General features: G+C 69.6%; 14 protein-coding genes. 5 read left to right on the top strand and 9 right to left on the bottom strand.

All coding sequences use genetic code 11. From position 1 onward, the window contains the following. Positions 1–26 precede the first annotated feature (26 nt). The 3 genes from KME78_RS50510 (at position 27) to KME78_RS50500 (ending at position 4478) form a co-directional block, all read left to right on the top strand. On the top strand, positions 27–731 hold the full coding sequence (locus KME78_RS50510) for a TetR/AcrR family transcriptional regulator (RefSeq protein WP_219537160.1): 705 nt from the start codon (positions 27–29) through the stop codon (positions 729–731). A gap of 142 nt (positions 732–873) precedes the next feature. Beyond that, entirely contained in the window at positions 874–2976 is a 2103-nt protein-coding gene (locus KME78_RS50505) for a substrate-binding domain-containing protein (protein WP_219537159.1), read from the top strand. A 278-nt stretch (positions 2977–3254) separates the two neighbouring features. Continuing rightward, on the top strand, positions 3255–4478 hold the full coding sequence (locus tag KME78_RS50500; protein ID WP_219537158.1) for a serine hydrolase domain-containing protein: 1224 nt from the start codon (positions 3255–3257) through the stop codon (positions 4476–4478). 11 nt (positions 4479–4489) lie between these two features. Here the strand turns inward: KME78_RS50500 and KME78_RS50495 are convergent, their stop codons facing one another. The 4 genes from KME78_RS50495 to KME78_RS50480 all read right to left on the bottom strand — a co-directional run bounded on the left by KME78_RS50495 (position 4490) and on the right by KME78_RS50480 (position 10732). Then, positions 4490–5821: an MFS transporter gene (locus tag KME78_RS50495; protein ID WP_246653952.1), complete on the bottom strand. Its 1332-nt coding sequence runs from the start codon at positions 5819–5821 to the stop codon at positions 4490–4492. 99 nt (positions 5822–5920) lie between these two features. Next, complete coding sequence (locus KME78_RS50490) at positions 5921–6955, bottom strand: hypothetical protein (RefSeq protein WP_219537157.1); 1035 nt, start codon at positions 6953–6955, stop codon at positions 5921–5923. A 142-nt stretch (positions 6956–7097) separates the two neighbouring features. Next, entirely contained in the window at positions 7098–9050 is a 1953-nt protein-coding gene (locus KME78_RS50485) for a S8 family peptidase (protein WP_219537156.1), read from the bottom strand. A 74-nt stretch (positions 9051–9124) separates the two neighbouring features. Further along, positions 9125–10732, bottom strand: coding sequence for a phospholipase A2 (locus KME78_RS50480; protein ID WP_219537155.1), 1608 nt, complete (start codon positions 10730–10732; stop codon positions 9125–9127). A 500-nt stretch (positions 10733–11232) separates the two neighbouring features. On the opposite strand from KME78_RS50480, the gene KME78_RS50475 reads away from it, so the two are divergent. Continuing rightward, entirely contained in the window at positions 11233–11823 is a 591-nt protein-coding gene (locus KME78_RS50475) for a helix-turn-helix transcriptional regulator (protein ID WP_219537154.1), read from the top strand. On the opposite strand, the gene KME78_RS50470 is transcribed toward KME78_RS50475, so the two are convergent. The 4 genes from KME78_RS50470 to KME78_RS50455 all read right to left on the bottom strand — a co-directional run bounded on the left by KME78_RS50470 (position 11740) and on the right by KME78_RS50455 (position 16974). Then, a complete protein-coding gene (locus tag KME78_RS50470; protein WP_219537153.1) occupies positions 11740–12450 on the bottom strand; it encodes a flavin reductase family protein in 711 nt (236 codons plus the stop codon). The genes KME78_RS50475 and KME78_RS50470 overlap by 84 nt on opposite strands. 3 nt (positions 12451–12453) lie before the next feature. Then, positions 12454–14517 (bottom strand): tetratricopeptide repeat protein, encoded by a 2064-nt coding sequence (locus tag KME78_RS50465; RefSeq protein WP_219537152.1) that lies wholly within the window; start codon positions 14515–14517, stop codon positions 12454–12456. A 1-nt stretch (position 14518) separates the two neighbouring features. Then, positions 14519–15712 (bottom strand): hypothetical protein, encoded by a 1194-nt coding sequence (locus KME78_RS50460; protein WP_219537151.1) that lies wholly within the window; start codon positions 15710–15712, stop codon positions 14519–14521. Between the two features lie 371 nt (positions 15713–16083). Continuing rightward, a complete protein-coding gene (locus tag KME78_RS50455; protein WP_219537150.1) occupies positions 16084–16974 on the bottom strand; it encodes an arginase family protein in 891 nt (296 codons plus the stop codon). A gap of 119 nt (positions 16975–17093) precedes the next feature. On the opposite strand from KME78_RS50455, the gene KME78_RS50450 reads away from it, so the two are divergent. Continuing rightward, on the top strand, positions 17094–18479 hold the full coding sequence (locus KME78_RS50450) for an SPFH domain-containing protein (protein ID WP_219537149.1): 1386 nt from the start codon (positions 17094–17096) through the stop codon (positions 18477–18479). A gap of 8 nt (positions 18480–18487) precedes the next feature. Here KME78_RS50450 and KME78_RS50445 read toward each other — a convergent pair whose 3' ends face one another. Continuing rightward, positions 18488–18835 carry a hypothetical protein gene (locus KME78_RS50445; protein ID WP_219537148.1) on the bottom strand — a complete coding sequence of 116 codons (348 nt, stop codon included), beginning with the start codon at positions 18833–18835 and terminating at the stop codon, positions 18488–18490. Positions 18836–18838: the final 3 nt, after the last annotated feature.

The following is an 18838-nucleotide window of genomic DNA, read 5'->3' as shown; positions in this document are numbered from 1 at the left end:
CTCGCATCTGGTCATACGGTCCCTGCGTGAGCACCAGCACCGAACGACTCCGAGACCCGCGGCAGCGAGCCGAACGAGCCACCCGGATCCTCGACGTGGCGGCGGACCTACTGCTGCGCCACGGCTACCGACGGGTGACCATCGACGACGTGGCCGCCGGAGCCGACATCGGCAAGGGCACCGTCTACCTGCACTGGAAGACCCGCGAGCAACTGTTCAGCGCGGTCTTCGCGCGCGAGGTGCTGTACGCGATGGACGAGCTACGGCAGGCGCTGCGGCAGGACGCGCGCACATGCCTGCTACGCAACTTCGCCCGCGCCTACTTCCTGGCCATCATCAACCGACCTCTGCTGCACGGATTCCTCTTGCAGGACCCCCACCTGCTCGGCAAGCTGACCAGTTCCCCCGACACCGCCCGCGACGACCGGCACGGCACCATGGCACGCGACTATTTCGACCTGCTCGCCGAGCACGGCCTGCTCCGCGACGACATGCAACCCGACGAGCTCGGCTACGCCTACCAGGCCACCTTCGAGGGCTTCCTACGCGCCGAAGGCACGGGCGGCCCGAAGCAGCGGGCGGACCTGCTCGCGCGTACCGTCCAACGCGCATTCGGGCGCGAGCCGACAATCCCCGACACCACGCTGCAGGACCTCGCCGCCACGGTCGTCACCTTGCTCAGCGACCTGATCGACGCCGACCGCACCGACTCCGGCATCCCCGAGGCCTGACGACCTAGGGCAGATCGCGGCGGCTCCGGCAGAGGGAATGACTGGTTTTGTCACCGTCGCTAACTGTCCGTGGATAAGCTTCTTCTCGATCTTCCCGAGCAGGGCTTGTCCGGCCTCACTCGTCCTGGCCGAAAGGATGCGGATGAAACCGCTGGAGGCGTCGGATCCGGCTGCCGTCGGGCCGTACCGGGTCCTGGCTGAGCTGGGTCGGGGTGGCATGGGACGGGTGTTTCTCGGCAGCGGCTCGGACGGGCGGCTGGTCGCGGTGAAGCAGGTGCACCCGCAGTTCGTGGAGGACGAGGGGTTTCGGGCGCGCTTTCGGCGGGAGGTGAACGCCTCGCGGCGGGTGTCGGGGGCGTACACGGCCGCGGTGATAGACGCGGACGAGCACGCGCCCCTGCCGTGGTTGGCGTCGGTGTTCGTGCCCGGGCCTTCGCTGCGTCATACCGTCGACGTCGCGGGGGTGCTCGAGGAGGAGCCGGTACGGCGGTTGGCGGCGGGGCTGGCGGTCGCCCTGGTGGAGATCCACCGCGCCAAGTTGATCCACCGGGATCTGAAGCCGTCCAACGTTCTGTTGGCCGCCGACGGGCCGCGACTGATCGACTTCGGGATCGCGCGGGCCACGGACAGCCAAGGGGGCAGCGAGATCACCCGCACGGGGTGGCTGGTCGGGTCGCCCGACTTCATGTCTCCCGAGCAGGCCGACGGGCGGCCGCTGACCTCGGCCAGTGATGTGTTCTCGCTCGGTACGGTGCTCGTCATGGCGTGCACCGGCGTCAGCCCGTTCGCCGGGTCTTCGATGCCGCAAACGCTCTACAACGTGGTGCACAAGGAAGCCGACCTCGCCGCGGTTCCGGAAACCTTGCGGGAGATCATCGAGCCGTGCCTGGCCAAGGACCCGGCTCACCGGCCGAGCCCGGCCCAGCTCCTGGAATCTGTAGGTCAGCTCGCCCCGTCGGCGCGGGTCTGGCCGGCCCCTGTGCACGACCTCATCGCGAGCCAGCAGGACGAGGTCGCCCAGCTCCTCGGGGTACCGCCCGAACAGCACGCACCGCCCGAACAGCACGTACCGCCGGAACAGCCCACCCCACCGCACGACCCGACCCTCGCCTACACCCAGCAGAACCCCAGCTCGCCTCCCGCCGTTCCGGATGCGCGGATTCGACGGCGAGGCCCGCTCCTCGCGGTGCTCGGCGCGGTCGTCGGAGTGGCGGTGCTGGCCGGCGGTGTGATCTGGGCGCTGCTGCCGCCACCCCCGGGCCGCGCGGGGGCTCTCGTCGGCGTCACCATGCCGACCAAGTCGTCCGATCGCTGGACGCGCGACGGCGACCTCGTCAAATCGCGCCTGGAGAAGCTCGGCTACCGGGTCGACCTGAAGTACGCCGAGCAAGACGCCCCGACCCAGGCCGGCGAGATCGAGAACCAGATCGACAAGGGCGCCAAGCTCCTGATCGTCGCCGCGGTCGACGGCACCGCGCTGACCTCCCAGCTCCAGCGGGCCGCCGACAAGAAGATCCCGGTCATCGCCTACGACCTGCCGATCCGCGACAGCCCGAACGTCGCCTACTACACCTCCTTCGACAGCTTCAAGGTCGGCGTGCAGCAGGCCACCTCCCTCCTGGCCGGGCTGGGCGTCGACAAGGGTGAGAAGGGTCCGTTCAACGTCGAACTGTTCGGCGGGTCCCCTGCCGACAGCAGCGCCACGATCTTCTGGAACGGCGCGATGTCGGTACTCAAGCCGAAGATCGACAGCGGGACGCTGAAGGTCCCCAGTGGCCAGACCGACTTCAGGCAGGCCGCCACCCCGCAGTGGAACTCCGACATCGCGCAGCAACGGATGCGCGACATCCTCACCAAGACCTACGCCAACAGCCAGAAAGTGGACGGCGTGCTGTCGCCGTACGACGGACTGTCCATCGGCATCCTGTCGGCGCTCAAGAGCAACGGCTACGGGACCTCCGGCCGGCCGTACCCGATCGTGACCGGTCAGGACGCCGAGCTGGCGTCGGTGAAGTCGATCGTCGCGGGTGAGCAGTACTCCACGATCTTCAAGGACACCCGCAAGCTGGCCGAGGCCACGGTGGCGATGGCCGACGCCGTGCTCAAGGGCGGCAAGCCCGTGGTGAACGACACCAAGGACCACGGCGTCCCGTCCTACCTGCTCAACCCGCTCATCGTCGACAAGTCCAACTACGAGCAGATCATCATCGGCGGCGACTACTACACGGCCGACCAGTTGGAGTGACCTGTAAGTGCGGCAAAACAGCGCCATAATGCCTGCCGCCCGGAAGCGGACTCACGTCCTGGCCAGGCTGAGTTTCAGCCGTCGAAAGTTCGTGATCCAGGGCATTCGACCGGACATTTCGCGGACATGGCGCTGTCACGGCACGCTGTCGGCGCCTTCCTCCCGCACGTGGGTCGCGTCGGTGTGGAGAGTCCCCAAGTGTCCGGTCTTTTACCTGGTCAGCTCCCTGAGGCCGGTCAAGAATGCACAGGTGTCGCGGCTGCAAGGGGAGGCGCCAGATGGACGTGGTGACGGCGTACGTGGCCAAGGGCTTCGAGCCGGTGCGTGCGACTTTCGCCGACCACACGGCCGAACTGGGTGACGGCGGCGGGGCATTCTGCGCGTACGTCGACGGCGAACCGGTCGTGGACGTCTGGGGCGGCCAGATCCGGCCGGGCCGGCCGTGGCGGGCCGGCAACCGGGCCGTGCTGATGTCGCTGACCAAGGGGCTGGCGACACTGTGCGTCCAGGTCCTGGTCGATCGGGGCTGGGTGGACGTGGACGCGCCCGTGAGCACGTACTGGCCGGCGTTCGCGGCGGCGGGCAAAGCGGAGGTACTGGTCCGGCACGTTCTCACCCACACCGCCGGTGTGCTCGGCTTTCCCGGCCAGCGCGAGCTGCTCCAGCTGGACGGCACCGGCTGGGACGACTACGAGGCGATCGCCGACGGCCTCGCCGCGGCCACGCTCTCCTGGACGCCGGGGACGAGTCACGGCTACCACGCGCTGACCTACGGCTGGCTCCTCAGCGAGCTCGTGTACCGCGTCACCGGCCAGCGGGCCGGAGGCTTCTTCCACGAGGAGATCGCCGTCCCCCTCGGGCTGGACACCAGGATCGGCACGCCACCGGCCGAACAACCGCTGGTCGCGCCGGTCCTGCCGTTCTCGTTCGCGGGCCTTCCGCCGGAGTTCGAACGGCTCTACGAGGCGCGGCAGGCGCGTACCCGCGATCCCGGCACGCTGGCCGGCCAGGCGTTCGCCGCGAGGGACGGCGCCACGTTCCTCGACCGGGTCGACACGTTCTTCGCCGGCCCCGGCGTGCTGGCCGCCGAGATCCCCTCCGTCAACGGCACCTCCACCGCCCGCGGCATCGCCCGGCTCTTCGCGCTGCTGGCGATGGGCGGCGAGCTGGACGGCGTGCGGTTGCTGTCACCGGAGACCGTGGCGGCCTTCAGCACGGTCCGGGTGAAGAGCCCTGACGCGCTCAGCGATGACGGCCCGGGCGCGCTTCTCGTCCCGAGGACTCTCGGCTATATCGGCAACTTCGCGGCGCCCGGTCAATCGCCGCGTTACGGTCCCACCCCTGAGGCGTACGGGGCCGAGGGAGGTGGCGGCGAGATAGGTATCTGCGACCCGGTGAACCGCGTCTCCATCGGCTTCGTCCGCAGCCACCTGGCCATGTCAGGGGCGTTCTCCGCCAGACTTATCGACACCCTCTACCGATGCCTGGCCGAACGGAGCTGAGGCGGCCCGCGTCACGCGGGACGAGCAAGGCACTCCTGCGCCGTCGTGGCCGAACCGTCCTTGATCGACCGTCCGGCGATGGCCAGCCCGGCCAGCGCCATGACCAGCGTGGCCGCGAACACCACCCAGTAACCCGACCCCGAGGCGGTGAACAGCGCGGCGGTGACCGCCACCGCCACCACCGAGAACACCGACTCACCCACCTGCAGCGCCGAGCTGTTCTCGCCCTGCTCCCCCGGCGCCGACAGCTCCAGCGTGAGCACCGACAGCGTCGGGTACACCAGCCCGATCCCGAACCCGGTGATGATCCACCCCGGATACGCCAGCGCCACCGGGACCGAGGTGAACGCCACCGTACCCGTGACCAGGATGCCGAGCGCCATCATGGCCGAGCCGAGCCGCAGGTTCGTCTTCTGGCCGAAGAACTCGCGCCCCTGCACCCAGGAGGCGAACGACCAGGTCAGCGACCCTCCCATGAGCGCGAGCCCGGACGCCCACGTGGGCAGGTGGCGGTGGTCGACCAGCATGAGCGACACCATCACCTCGGCCGCGAAGAACGCCCCGGCCGACAGACCGCGCAGCCCCACCACGGCGGGCAGCCCGCGGGCGGCGCGGAGCGTGCCGCGGGGAAGGAGCCTCGGGAGCGCCACGGCCAGCACCACCATGCCGGCGATCAGCAGGGGCAGCCGCCCGCTACTGCCGTACTGCATGAGCCCCGCGCCGACGGCGGTCACGGCCGCCCAGCCGACCTTGCCGAGCAGGCCGGGGGCGGGCTCGCTCTGCCCGCCGCTCACGGGCTGCCCGGCCAGCCCGCGCAGCAGCACCAGGCCGGCGACCACGGTCAGGATCGGCACCAGCAGGAACACCCAGCGCCAGCCGAGCGTGTCGGTCACCACGCCCACGATCGCCGGCCCCACCATCGAGGGCACCACCCACGCGGTCGCGAACAACGAGAAGATCTTGGGGTGCCGGCTCTCGGGGTAGGCCCTGGCCACCACCACGTACAACGCCACGCTGACCAGCGCCCCGCTGAAGCCCTGCAGGAACCGGCCCGCGATCAGCACTTCCATGGTCGGCGCCAGCCCGGCGACCGTCAGCCCCGCGGCGAACCCCGCCGCCCCGGTCCACAGCGGAGCCTGGGGACCGCGCACGTCCGCCCACCGGCCGCCGAGCACCGTGCCGATCACGCTCGCGGCCATCGCGCCGCTGAACGCCAGCCCGTACAGCTCCAGCCCGCCGAGTTCCTTGGCCACGACGGGCATGGCGATGGCGACCGCCATGTACTCGAAGGCCACCAGCGACACCATCGCCACCAGGCCCGCCGTCAACGCGTTCCTCGTCATACCAACGAACCTACGTTGATCTGCTGCTCCGCACCTCCGGCGGGGGTCCTGGACCCGCACCGGGCAATTGGTCCTAGGACCCCCGAAGGTGCCGCCGCGTCAGCGGAAGTCGGTGAGGCGGAAGACGGACATCATGTCCTTCGTCCTGGGCCCGCCGGGGTAGAAGGACGCCTCCGCGCCGACCCAGCCGCGGAAGGCCCCGCTGTCGTCGATGATCTGCATCAGCGGTTTCATGTGGGAGTTGCCCGAGTAGCAGAACGTCTTGCGCTCCATGGCCAGGCAGGTGCACCAGTGCCACATGGTGTCGCGGCGGTCGGTGTTGGAGATCTTGGTGAGGTAGTACTGGATGGAGCTGACGTTCGCCTTGGTGCCGCCGCCGTAGTTGGGGCAGCCGCCGGACTTCTGGCAGGCGCCCTTGGAGGCCGGCTGCAGGTAGGTCAGGCACCAGGTGGTGGTGGCGCAGCCGCGGAAGGAGGACTGGCTGAAGGGCTGGTTGGCCGAGTTCACGATGTGGTTGCCGGACCAGGAGGTCAGGTCCTGCCGGAGCGCTCCGGGGAAGGCCCGCACGGAGCTCATCGCGCGGCGCGTGGAGAGCGAGGCGTTGCTTCCGTAGCCGTATCCGTGGGTGGCCAGGGTGCTCTTCGCGAACTGCAGCTGGGCGAGCTTGCCGTCAGGCGACATCCGTACGCGCCACTGCTCGGTCCAGGTCTGGTTGATCTTCCATCGGATACTCACCACGCCGCCGGCCACGGTGTAGGTCCCGGTACGGGATTCGTCCGGGGCACCGGTGTAACCGGGGGCGGTCAGGACGTCGCAGGCGCGTACGCGGGTGCTCTTGCCGCCTGCCTTGGTCGCGCAGCTCGAATCCGGGACTACACCGGTGGCCTGCCTGCCCTCGGGATTGCGCTGCCACCACAGGTAGCCGTTCGCACTGACAGTGCCGTTGGTCTTGAACTGGTACGTACCCAGACGCACCCAGTTCTGGGTGGACGCGGCGCGCAGGAAGCCCTGCGACACCACGAAGTTGGCCTTTCCACCGGGCAAGGCCGACAGGGATGCTGCGGCACTGGCCGGACTGACTCCGGTGGCCAACAGGGTGAACGTCGCGAGCACGGCGGCAAGAACTGCGCGCACGGGAAAACCTCCTCGATTACGGTCTCCACCGATTCTTGCCTAGTTTGCCGTTTGATGCCTCCCTGTTGACTTATGTTCACAGCCGGTATTCACGATGGCCAGCCGCCGGCCCAGTTGGGCCGAGCCGGCGGCGGGCCGGGCGTCAGCCGCAGTCGGGGATGACCGCGCCGCTGTTGTCGCGGGCCTCGTCGTTGCCCCACCGGCTCAGGTAGTAGGCCGAGACGTAGGACCGTCCGCTCGCGCCGGAGTTCACCGAGTCCAGGTCGGTCAGCAGCCACCAGTGATTGTGATCACCGGAGGAGTCCCGGACCTCCTTGCCCCACGTCTTGCAGAAGACGTAGTTCGTCGCCTTCCAGAGCGTGCCCTGCGCCGTCGCGCCGTTCAACGGACCGGAGTACCCCGTGGCGTTGGCGAAGGTGTCCACCCAGTACTTGCCGGCGCTCTTCCCCGTGCAGTCGGGGATGACCGTGCCGTTGTTGTCGCGGGCCTCGTCGTTGCCCCACCGGCTCAGGTAGTACGCGGACACATAGGCCCGCTCGCTCCCACCGGCCCGCATCGAGTCCAGATCGGTCAACAGCCACCAACGGTTGTAGTTACCGGCCGAGTCCCTGACCTCATCGCCCCATTTCTTGCAGAACACGTAGTTGGTCGCCTCCCAGAGCTGCCCCTGGGACGGACACTTCCCGACGCAGTACGTCCACGGATACCCCTGAGCGTTGGCGAAGGTGTCCACCCAGTACTTCCCGTCAGGCGGGGGCGTCGGAGTCGGCGTCGGGGTGGGCGTGGGCGAAGGGGAAGGAGTCGTCCCCATGGCCGCGTCGTAGACATTGATCCGCGGCGTGGTGGCCCCCGAATAGCCGATCGCCTTGCCGTACGACTTCAGTCTCGCCTCCAGATCGCCGATGCTCGCGGACGGCAGCGCCTGCCGCAGCACCGCGAACGCCCCCGCGACGTGCGGCGCCGCCATCGACGTCCCGCTCATCGACGCCCACCGCCCACCAGGCACCGAGGAGACGATGCCGGTGCCCGGCGCGAGCAGGTCCAGCAACGGACCCCGGTTGGTGAACGTGGACAGCTCATCGGTGTCGGTCGTGCTCCCGACAGTGATCGCCGTGGACACGCACGCCGGCGCGCTGACGGCGTCGCCGTACCCGTCGTTGCCCGCGGCCACCACGGTGGCCACCCCACTCGCCCACAGCCGGTCGATCACCGCCTTGCGCGGGTCGGCGTCACAGGCGGAGGTGTACCGCCCGGAGCCGAGGCTGAGGTTGGCCGCAACGATCGGCACCCCCGACTCGCGCAGCGTGTACACCTTCTCCAACGCGGCGAGCTGGGCACTGGTGAAGCTCAGCACACAGGGCGCGCCGCCAGGACCGCAGAAGTCCTCCGAGCCGAACCGGCTGAAGATCTGCATCGCCACGATGCCGGCCGCGGGCGCCACGCCCGGTCCGTCGGAGCCGCTCACGCCGACACCGCCGGCCACGATCCCGGCCACATGTGTGCCGTGCGCGCAGTCGAGCGAGGCGCACGGCCCCTGATCGGAGTCGGCCGTTCCCGGCCCCTCGGCCGTTTCGGCGCCGTTCGGGCAGAGGCTGGTGGCGCCGTAGTCGGCATCGACGGGAGAGAAGCACGCCTCCGCGATCACCCGGCCGCCCAGGAACGGGTGCCGTACCGCGACCCCGGTGTCCAGTACGGCCACCGCGGTGCCGGTGCCGGTCAGCCCCGCCGCCCGGGTCTTGTCCCCACCGATGAGCGGCACGCTCGTGCCGAGCACCGGCGGCACGGGCCGATCCTCGACCACGCTCACGACCTCGGGCTGCTGGGTCAACCGGGCCAGCCCCGCCCTGTCCACCCGCAACGCCACCATCGGCAGCTTGGTGTAGCGCCGCAGCACCGGATCGGCGCCGGTCGCGGCGATCAGGTCGGCTCTGGTCCTGGCGGTCACGATCACTCGGGCCGTTCCACCGGCGGACAGCTGCTTGGCCAACCCCGTCTCAATCTTCGGATCATCCGATACGGCTCGCGCCGCCACCCCGTAGACCATCGTCGCGGCGATCGAGGCTAAGACCGCCAGTACCGCAGGCCATTTCTTCACGTGTGTTTCCTGTCAGTCGAGCTGCTTCCCGCAGAAAGAAGGGGGCAGGCCCGCGGCGGGCCTGCCCCGACGAGTCAGGTCGCGTTCGCGCCGTTCCGCGGGTTGCCCGCGCGGACACCCAGGCGGTAGATCCAGGCCCAGGCTCGGCAGTTACCCTGCTTCTTGTACGCGGAGCAGGTGTAGATCCGCAGGGTGGTGTAGAAGACGTCATCCACGTCGGTCTTCCGCCCCCTGTCCAGGTAATAGCGGTAGCCCTTGTAGGTGTTGCCGATCAGCCCGTACCCGTAGTCGTGCATGTCGCAGGCCGCACGGAAGTCGAATCCGCCGGGGAAACTGCCGACGGGGGAAGTGCAGTGGTCGTAGAGGATGCCGACGACCCACCGGCGGGAGGGGAGCTGACGCCAGAAGGGCTTGTGCCAGCCGTAGTGCGCTACCCACGCCGAGCAGCCGTTGCGCGTGTACCAGAGCCAGGCCGTGGCGAACCAGCATTGCCGGGGATATGCCTGGGTGCCGTCAATGCCGCCGGGCGGGAACTCAGCGGTGGGCGGACCGGTGGCGGACGGGTCGGTGAGGCTCGGGGCCCCGGGCGGCGGCTGCGTGCTGCTCGCCGAGTCGGGGGCGTCGGGAAGGCCGTCGGGACCTGTGGAGGTGGCGGCGGGCGCTGCCGAGCTACCCGCGTAGCTCAGTTGCCAGGCGCCCTTCTCCTCCGAGGACAGGACGGACACCCGCCCGGAGGCGTCGTAGGCGTAACCGGCCTGCTCGCCCACGCCCGGGTCGGTCACCGTGCGGAGGTAACCGGCGGTGTCGAAGCGGTACCTGGCCACGACCTGCGCCGCGGCCGAGCCGGTTGCCAGCGAGACCTCCTTGACGCGGCCGGCGAAGTCACCGAACGTTCCGGAGGTGGCGGTCGTCGCCGTGGCGTAGGCGAAGGTCAGCACGCTCTGGGGGCTCTCACCGGCAGCCGGTTCCGTCACCGAGGCCACGCGGCCCTGCGGGTCGTAGCTGACGGATGAGGTGCCGTACGCGGTGTCGCCCACGCTCGTCACCCGCCAGGACGCCGGGTCGGCGGCGTTCACCTGGGCCCAGGTATAGGTGAGGGCGTAGTCGGCCGAGCTGGTGGCGGTGCCGTCGGCGGGCGGGCCGAGGTCCAGGGCGGGCGTCTCGGCGACCGTGCTACGCAGCGCACCGGCCGTCGAGTCCCAGCGGGTCGTCTCGCTGAGCTTGGAACCGTCGGCCGCCTCGAACTTACGGACGCCCCCGCCGGCCGGGAACGAGACGCTGCTCTTGAGGTCGTACTGGATGGAGCCGGGCAGACCCTGCTCAGAGACCGTGATCGTGTCGCCCTGGACGTTCAGTGAGCGGCTGGTGGTCCCGCCGAGGAACTCGGCCTGCCAGCCGGGCCCGAACACCGCCAGGTCAGTGCGGTTGACGGCCTCCGGACGGGCCAGGCCACCGTCCACGGCGGCCACCCGGTGCCTGCGGCCGATCGCTCCGGCCGCCACGTCGGTCTCGCTCACTTCGAAGGTCTTGCTCTCCGGAAAATACTGGCCCGGGCCGATCTGTTGAACGCCACTTTCCGGCTCGGCGACCTCGGCGGCGGCGGGCACGGCGGCGAGGATCGGGAGGATCGTGGCCGCCACGGCTAAACCAATGGATAACTTACGCAAGCGTGAAGTGGACATGCGCGCACTTGCTCCTTCATCGGTTGAGGTGATCGATTACCTGGATCAATGCATGCGGCGATTTCCAGGCGGGGGTGCATCAGACATCGCGCGGACGCGTTTCGTCGCGCTTTCCGCGCTGACCAGCGAGGTCATGCCGACAGGTGAATGCGCCGCAGATTCCGGCGCATTGCTCGCCGGCCCGAACTCATGCCTGCGAGCGAGAACACAGCTCCCCGAAGTGGCCCTTTTACCGGGCACCTCACGCTCTCATGCGGCGAGTGCGAGAAACAGGACAGCGACCGGACATTTACCGGTCCTTCGCACCGCTGGATCACGCATCTGAGTAATCGTCAAGAGTCGACTCCGTAGTCGGCGACAGACCGCCTTTCCGGAACAGGGCGACAACCCGACCGAAATTCCAGGTACGCATCCCGAGCGCTATTCACGACGAATGGAACTCGATGGACGCCTCTCAAGGCGGGCAACGAAAGGAGTAACTCGAGCATGAGGAGATGCAGGTGCATCACGACTCGGGGTCGGTCACAGCGCGCGTTCGGGCCGTCGGCGATTCGCCGGAGCAATCCGACGAGCACATCGCGGCGCTACTCGGTGGCATCGTCGACACGGACACTCTGCGGCTGCTCTGGGACGCCTCCCAGGGCGACCGCACCCTGGCCGGCGAACTGGTGAGAATCGGACGCGGGCTGGGAGTCCTCGTCTGTCGCGAGGGTGTGTGGCACTGGACGCCGACACCCAACTCTCCCGCCGTCCAGTTGGCGGAGCTGATCGAGGCGAGGGCCGAAGGTCTCGAAAGCCCGCAACTGGACGCGCTGGAGAAACTGACGGGTCCGCTCACCGAGCCGCATGCCGCGATCGCGCGGGTACGGCGAGAACGGGCGGCTCAGGCCAGACTGACGCCCCGTGAGCAGGACGTACTGCGGCTGCTCTGCGAGGGGCTCAGCCCGACCGCGATCGCCAGGCGCCTGGGCTTGTCGCCGCGCACGGTGACCAAGCACCAGGAGCGGCTATACCGCAAGCTGGGCATCAGCGACCGGGTCAACGCCGTGCTCCTCGCACAGCGGTTCGGCCTCGTCCCCGAACCCCCCTGACGCGTCGTCCCCGAACCCTCGTGAAGCCGCGTCCCCGCATCCCCCAGGCGCGCCCTTCGTGATTCCCGACTCGGTGTCCGTCACGAGCCCCCATGGGGCGCCGAGTCCGTGGAAGTCGCGCTGGTGATACAGCAGCGGAGAACCGCCGTAGACGGCCACTCGCCGCACCAGGCCGATGACGATCGTGTGGTCGCCGCCCGCCACCAGCGCGTGCACGGAGCACGACAGATGGGCCAGCGCTCCGGGCACCACGGGCAGTTCGTCCATCAGCGCGTACGGCACGGCCGTACGCGCCTGGCGTGGACCCGCGCAGCGGCGGGCCACGTCCGCCTGGTCCTCGGCCAGCACGGTGACCGCGAAACGCGCCGCCGAGCAGAACACCGCGTGCGACCCCGCGTCCTTGGCCAGGCAGAACAGCACGAGCGGAGGGTCGAGCGAGAGCGAGCAGAGCGACCCGATGGTCACCATGCGCGGGCGGCCGCCCTCGTCGAACGTCGCGGCCACTGACACGGCCGTGGCGACGGTGGCCAGCGCATCGCGGAAGCGGTCTCGCGGAACGAGCGCCTCACGAAGGTGATGAGCCTCGCCGTTCACGCGCCGGCCGTGCGGCTCGAAGGCAGGGGGCATCGGTCACACCCCGGCCAGGAGTCTGCCGCAGCGTTCGCGGGCGGGCTCCAGCTCCGCCGTGTCGGCGCCGGGCAGGGACATGGCCGCGTCGAAGTCGTCCACCGCCTGCCGGGGCCGGCCCGCCGCCTCATGCGCGAGGCCGCGGTTCAGCAGCAGATCCGGATCGTCCCCGAGCAGTTCCAGCGCCCGCGTCAGGTCGTCGACGGCCCCGTCGGGACGGCCGAGCCTGAACCTGGCCACCGCCCGGTTGACCAGCGCCGCCGCGTAGTCGGGCGCGGCCACGAGCGCCGCGTCCAGCCGATCCGCCGCCCGCTCCGTCTCATCGCGTTCCAGCGCGATCATCCCCTGCAGGCACAGCAGTTCGGCGTCGCCGGGCCGTACCGCCAGCCCGGCCGTCACATCGGCCTCGGCCGCCGTCAGATCGCCAGCGTCGAACAGCAGCTCCGCGCGCCGGAACAGGGTGGGCACGTCATCGGGCTCCATCTCCAGCACGTAGCCGAAGTCCGCCAGCGCTTCGGAGACGTCCCCCGCCTCAGCCCGGCACGTCCCCCGGTTGTAATGGAGCTCGGGGTACGGCGGCGCCAGGGCGACCGCGCGGTCGTAATCGTCCAGCGCGGCTGCCAGGTCGCCGCGGCGGCGGGAGATCCTGGCGCGCTCGCTGAGGTAGTCGGTGTAGTACGGGTCCATCTCGATCAGCTTCGTGAAGCCCTCGTAGGCCTCCTCGTGCCGCCCGAGCGCGGCCAGCAGCCGGGTCTTGTTGTAGAGGAGCTGGGAGCGGTGCACCACCCAGTCGTCGGGCGTCAGCTCCTGGTCCAGCCGGGCGATGCCCGCCTCGATCAGGTCCAGCCCGCGGTCGAGGTTGCCGCGGTGCATCTCGATCAGCGCGAGCGCGTTGTCGTTGAACACCTGGCGCGTGGTGCGCTCCCCGGGGTCGGGCAGCAGGGCGGAGATCGCGACCGCGTTGTTCTGCCAGGCGAGTGCCGTCTCGTGGTCGCGGGGCGTGAAGAACCTCGTGTACAGCATGGCGATGCCGTAACTGGTGATCATGTGGGCCCGCGCGTCGGTGTAGCGGGTGCGCAGATCCATGTACAGCGCGTACGCCTCGTCGGGACGGTGCAGGGGCACCAGCGCGTTCGCCGCCAGCGAGGTGAACAGCCGGAAGTCGTCCGGGCAGGCGTCCGGGTCGGTCACCTCCCTGCCGCGCAGGCCGAAGTCGACGGTCGCGGCCGAGAACCCGATCTCGGCGCTGAGCTTCAGCGCGTCGCACAGCGCCTCCCGTCCGCGCCCGCCGGGGTCGCCGCCGCGTTCGAGGTGATAGGGGATCGCCCCCATTCTGAGCCCGGAGCCGGCGCCCGGGACCAGCTCGGCGGCCCGCCGGTCGTGCAGCTCACGCCGCAGCCCCGCGTCCGCGGCGTCATACGCGGCGATCTCCGCCGGGTCGTCGCTGACCCCGTCGGCCGCCACGAACGCCCGAACCAGCTCGTTATCAGCCGGTTTCCCCGCTGAAGCAGGCGAGGGCGTGGCGGCGACCATGTCGGCGTGACGGGTCAGCGCCGCCGAAAGCTGATCGCCGAGACCGTCGCGCCGGCCGCCGGCCACCACGCGCAGCGCCGCCGGATCCGCCCGCCGCAGCAGCAACGCGACCAGCTCCTGCGTCGTCTCCTCGGCCGCGTGCAGGTCGTCGAAGACCACCACCAGAGGTGTTCGCGCCAGCCGTGCGTACTCGGTCAGGAACGTCACGATCCCCTGATTCATGCACCGGATCATCTGCGCCCCGTAGAACCGGGTCCGCTGCTCGAACGGCCCGGTGAACGCCAGCTGCCTCGGCCCCGCCCCGATCACCTCGGCCAGCTCGGGAATGCCGTACAGCAACGCGATCCGATGCCGCTCGACCAGCTCCGGCCACCGCGCGAACGCCTCGGGGAGCACCGCGTGCAGCACCGTGTCGACCCCGGTGTAGGGACCACGCAGCCGCCGATGGCACCCGGCGACGATCCCGGGTCCGTACTCGGCGGCGGCGCGCAGCCGGTCGGCCCGGCGGTCGCCGACGATCCACAGGTGACGCATGTCAGCTCACTTCCTCGGTGGTGACGGAGGCCGGGCGCCTGCGCTTGCGCCGGGCCAGGCAGGCCGGAAGGACGAACGCGATGGCCACGAGTGCCAGCCCCAGCACCCCGTCCCAGAACGCCGGATGCAGCGGCCCCTGCCGCATGCCGTGCGCCGCGGTCTGGACGTACTGCACGACGACGGGCACGGAGCCGAGCACGGCGATCAGCAGCATGACGGTGACGCCGAGCACGATGAAGGGCCCGTACCAGCGGCCCACGCGACGGTCGTGCTCGGTCCACTGCTGCTCGTCGACGAGCCGCCGGGTCCGGCCGAGCAGCCGCCAGATGCGGTTGCGCAGCAACGCCGTGCTGGCCTCGTGCAGGTCGTGGCAGTTGAGCGCGGTGGCGAAGACGTAGTAGAGGTCGGTGCGCATGTAGAGCTGGAACTGCCAGGCGAAGCGCATCACCACGGTGTACGCGAACGCCAGCGCGATCCGGCCGATCAGCGAGAAATCGCCGTCCGGTTGCCGGGTGGCGTCCGCGACCAGTTCGAGAATCGCGAACACCACCACGTCGCACGCCATCCCGGCCAGGAACGGCAAATATCTTTTCGCCCGCGGAACGCTCAGCAGCCCGTTCATACGCGTTTCGAAAACAATGTACAGATATCTGTTGCTGACACCGAGCCGGCTGTGCAGCCCGAGCCGCCGGCCGGCAAGTGTGTGAAATGCTTCGTGCAAAAATATCAACGGCAGCTGCCCGAACGTTATCCCGAGCTGCACGACGAGCAGCGAATCGGTGAAGAAAATGTGCCCGGGACTCGGCGCGAGCGCCGGATCGCCGACGACGGCCAGCACCGCGAGGGCGAACACCGCGGCGTAGCCGATCCAGGCGAGCGGGGAGAACACCGCCCGGCCGAGCCCGCGCAGCGGGAGACGTCCCGTCCCGGCCTGCTCCGGCGCGACCGAGGTACGCACGAACCCCAGCTCATGCAGGGTCTCCAGGAACTCCTCGATGTCGACGGGCTCGCCGTAGGTGTCCTCGTACCAGCGCGCGGCGCGTTCGGGGGGCACGCCTCTGGTCATCTCGCGCAGCAGGGCGGCGCCGTCGGCGGGCAGGACCGCGTACGAATCGGCATCGACCCTGCCGACCACCACCTCGTCCCCCTCGGGGACGAAACTCAACTCGTGAAAAGCAACCGCGACGTCACCCATGGACATTCTCCGTAGGGAAAGACGGGGCCGTGCACCGGAGCGCACGGCCCCCCGTTATCCGCTATTCGCGCGTCAGTTGCTGGCCGGGTAAGGGCAGGAGCAGGCGGCGCTCGTGAGACGCACGTCGCCGGTACGGCGGACGGAGATCTTCTTGATCCGGCTGGTCGACTTCATGGAATCCTCCTGGGGTGTATATCGCCGATTTCGGCGACAGCCCCAAGAATGCATGCCGACGGAGTTTCCGCCCATTCGCAAAATTGCGTACGCCCGGATCGCCACCCGATGCGCCATCATGGACCGCATGGCGATTCAGGACACGACCGGCGCCCATCCGACCACCGTCACGCCCCCGGCCAGAACGTGCTCGCCACTTAACGCCCATGCTCGAACGCGTCGAGCAGGCAGCCGGTGAGGTTGCGCCGCGCTTCGCCACCGGGGTCGAGCGTGGGGTTGTAGATCGTGACGTCGAGGGCCGCGACCCGCCCATCGGCCAGCAGCGTCCCCGCCAGCACAGCGAACTCCCGCCTGCCCAACCCGTCCGGCAGGCGATAATCCACCGCCGGCATGAGGGCGTCGTCGAGCACGTCGGCATCGACGTGCAGGAGGAACCTTTCCACGCCCGCGCCATCCAGGTGGGCCAGCGCCCGCCTTGCCGTGGCTTCCGCCCCCGCCTCGCGCATCTCCCTGAGGGAGACGACCAGGGCGTCGGTGGCGCTCAGCGCGGCGCCGGTCTCCCGCTGCTCGTCGGGGTCGCGCCGGCCGATCAGCGCCGCGGCGCGGGCGGCGACCAGCGGCTTCGAGCCGTCCAGGTCGGCGATGAGGTCGGTGCCGTGCCCGAAGGCGAGGTACAGCTCGGAGTCCGACGCTTCACCGGTCGGGGAGTCCTCGGGCGGGTAGAAGTCGGTGTGCGCGTCGAGGAACACCAGGCCATGGGCGCCTCTGCGGCGCAGCGCCAGCAGGCTGCCGAAGATGACGCTGTCGTCCCCACCGAGCACGAGGGGAAAGCGGCCCGCGTCGAGCGCGTTTCCCACCGCGACCGCCTGGCGCAGTGCGACCTCGGCCATGGCCTCGGCGTTGAGCAGCCGACTCGGATGAGTGCGATCCCGCGAGTACGGGGGCGCCTCCACCACCGGCCCGACGGTCGCGTCAAGCGCCTTGGCCAGGCCTTCGTCAAGCAGCGCGCCACCAAGTCGCTCGACGCCGGGCACCAGGCCGAGGTTGGTACGCACCTGGATGATCTCCACCTGACCACGACGCCACATCCCGGCTCCTTCCCCTCGGCTCTCCTACCCCGCCGGCTCCAGCAAGCACTTTTCGGTTGCGGTGATTCGGCGGCGTAGACGAGACTCATCGGCAGTCGTGAGGTTGGGCGGAGGGGACGATGAGCACCGCTGACAGAGGCAACGCCTATCTGGAACAGGTGGTCGCACAGCAGGCGGTGCTCGAGGACGATCTGAGGGCTCGCCGCGGCTCCGCCCCCGGTGAGCCGGCGCCCGTGGCGGGCCCGCTGGCCAAGCGCGACCGGGCTCTGGGCTCGGCACCGGACAGGCTGACACCGGGTCCGGTGGATGTCCGGATCACCGGCTTCTGGCGCTGGAAGAACGTCCTCGTCCCGCCGAACGCCTTCGTCGTACACACTCGCCGCGGCCGCGAAGAGCCCCTGCACATCGGATTAGGCGTCTCATTCCGCTTCAACCCGGCCACGGACTCTTTCCTGGTAGTTCCGGGCGCCACCCAGACCATCCTGATCAACGCGTACTGCATCTGCCGCGAACTCCAGGGCGTCTTGGTGCAGGGGTACGTTCAGTGGATCATCCACACCTTCCCCATCGCCTACCGCAAACTGGACTTCGGCGACTCCGAGGACCCGATGCGGCTGGTCAACCTCCAACTGCGCGAACAGGCGGAGGCGGCCATCAAGGACAAGGTCGCGACCATGGGCGTCCGCGACGTGCTCAGCGACAAGCAGCCCATCATCGAGGAGCTGACTGCCCGGCTACGCGCGGTGGCCGAGGGCGAGGCCGACAGCGACCAGGGGCTCGGCCTGCGCATCGTCACCGTCCAGATCAAGGAAGCCGTCGTCAGCTCGTCGCGGCTCTGGGAGAACCTGCAGAAGCCGTACCGGGCCGAACAGGGGCAGATCGCCCGGCTGGCCGAACTGCAGTCCGAGGAGGCCGTCGCCCAGCGCGAGATGGCGACCGAGCGGCTCAAGGAGACCCAGCGCCTGGAGTACGAGCGAGAGCTCGCCGAACTGCGGGCCCGCAACGAGGCGTGGCAGTTCGACACCGAGGTGGCCGAGCGGCTGCGCCGTACCCAGCGAAAGCACGACGACTCCAGGGCGGTCGCCGAACTGGAGACCGAGACCACCCGGCACGCCCTGCGGATGGAACGCGAACGTCACGCCGAGGAGGCCGAGACCGGCCGACTCCGGGTCGAGCGGGAGCAGGAGCTGAAGCGCCTTGAGCTCGACGGCGAGCTGGATCTGGCCCGCTCCCGGACACAGTCCGACCACGAGCGGGCCCTGCTCGACGTGGAGCGCACGCGACTGCGGGCCGACATCGACAACCAGCAGACCCCGGCCAGCCTGCAGGCCCAGCTGATCGGCCTGCTGCCCGAGATCATGGCGAAGCTCCCCAAACCGGAGGAACTGCGCATGGTGTCGATCAACGGCGGCGACCGCACCACTGTGTCCGGGCTGCTGTCCGAGCTCGCCATCGTGGTCGGCGTGCTGCGTTCCGCACTCGACGGGGACCGGCCGGCCTCCTGATCACCGCGCTAGAGCGCGCCCGCCGCCGCCTCCTCGTTCCTGCACACCACGCAGAAGAGCCAGAGCTGAACTGCGACGACGCTGCTTCCGTCGCGGACGTTCTTGCAGTAGGCGCGGTAGTTTCCGGTCGCCTCGTAGACCTCTCCTGAGGCTCGGCACTTCAGGCAGGCGTTGGGCTGGGAGTAGGTGGCTTCCAGGAAGGAGCCCCCAGGGGCGGCCGAGTTCGAGCAGCTCACGGCGAGCGCCAAGTCGGCCGTGGACTCAGCCGACGCCGGAGCCGTGCTCGCGATCCCGCCCGCCATCAGCGCGAACGCCGTGCACAGCCCGGCGGCCATTTTCTTGATGTGCAGGGTCATGAC

The organism is Nonomuraea guangzhouensis (assembly GCF_019396345.1).
GTDB classification, from domain to species: domain Bacteria; phylum Actinomycetota; class Actinomycetes; order Streptosporangiales; family Streptosporangiaceae; genus Nonomuraea; species Nonomuraea guangzhouensis.
Note: the sequence above shows the minus strand (reverse complement) of the source record. Positions and strands in the feature narration are given on the sequence as shown.

Excerpts from the sequence above, each read along its gene's own strand:
- KME78_RS50505 (WP_219537159.1), top strand. The coding sequence starts at position 874 with ATGAAACCGCTGGAGGCGTCGGATCCGGCTGCCGTCGGGCCGTACCGG.
- KME78_RS50500 (WP_219537158.1), top strand. The coding sequence starts at position 3,255 with ATGGACGTGGTGACGGCGTACGTGGCCAAGGGCTTCGAGCCGGTGCGT.
- KME78_RS50495 (WP_246653952.1), bottom strand. The coding sequence starts at position 5,821 with ATGACGAGGAACGCGTTGACGGCGGGCCTGGTGGCGATGGTGTCGCTG.
- KME78_RS50480 (WP_219537155.1), bottom strand. The coding sequence starts at position 10,732 with ATGTCCACTTCACGCTTGCGTAAGTTATCCATTGGTTTAGCCGTGGCG.
- KME78_RS50470 (WP_219537153.1), bottom strand. The coding sequence starts at position 12,450 with ATGCCCCCTGCCTTCGAGCCGCACGGCCGGCGCGTGAACGGCGAGGCT.
- KME78_RS50465 (WP_219537152.1), bottom strand. The coding sequence starts at position 14,517 with ATGCGTCACCTGTGGATCGTCGGCGACCGCCGGGCCGACCGGCTGCGC.
- KME78_RS50460 (WP_219537151.1), bottom strand. The coding sequence starts at position 15,712 with ATGGGTGACGTCGCGGTTGCTTTTCACGAGTTGAGTTTCGTCCCCGAG.
- KME78_RS50455 (WP_219537150.1), bottom strand. The coding sequence starts at position 16,974 with ATGTGGCGTCGTGGTCAGGTGGAGATCATCCAGGTGCGTACCAACCTC.
- KME78_RS50450 (WP_219537149.1), top strand. The coding sequence starts at position 17,094 with ATGAGCACCGCTGACAGAGGCAACGCCTATCTGGAACAGGTGGTCGCA.
- KME78_RS50445 (WP_219537148.1), bottom strand. The coding sequence starts at position 18,835 with ATGACCCTGCACATCAAGAAAATGGCCGCCGGGCTGTGCACGGCGTTC.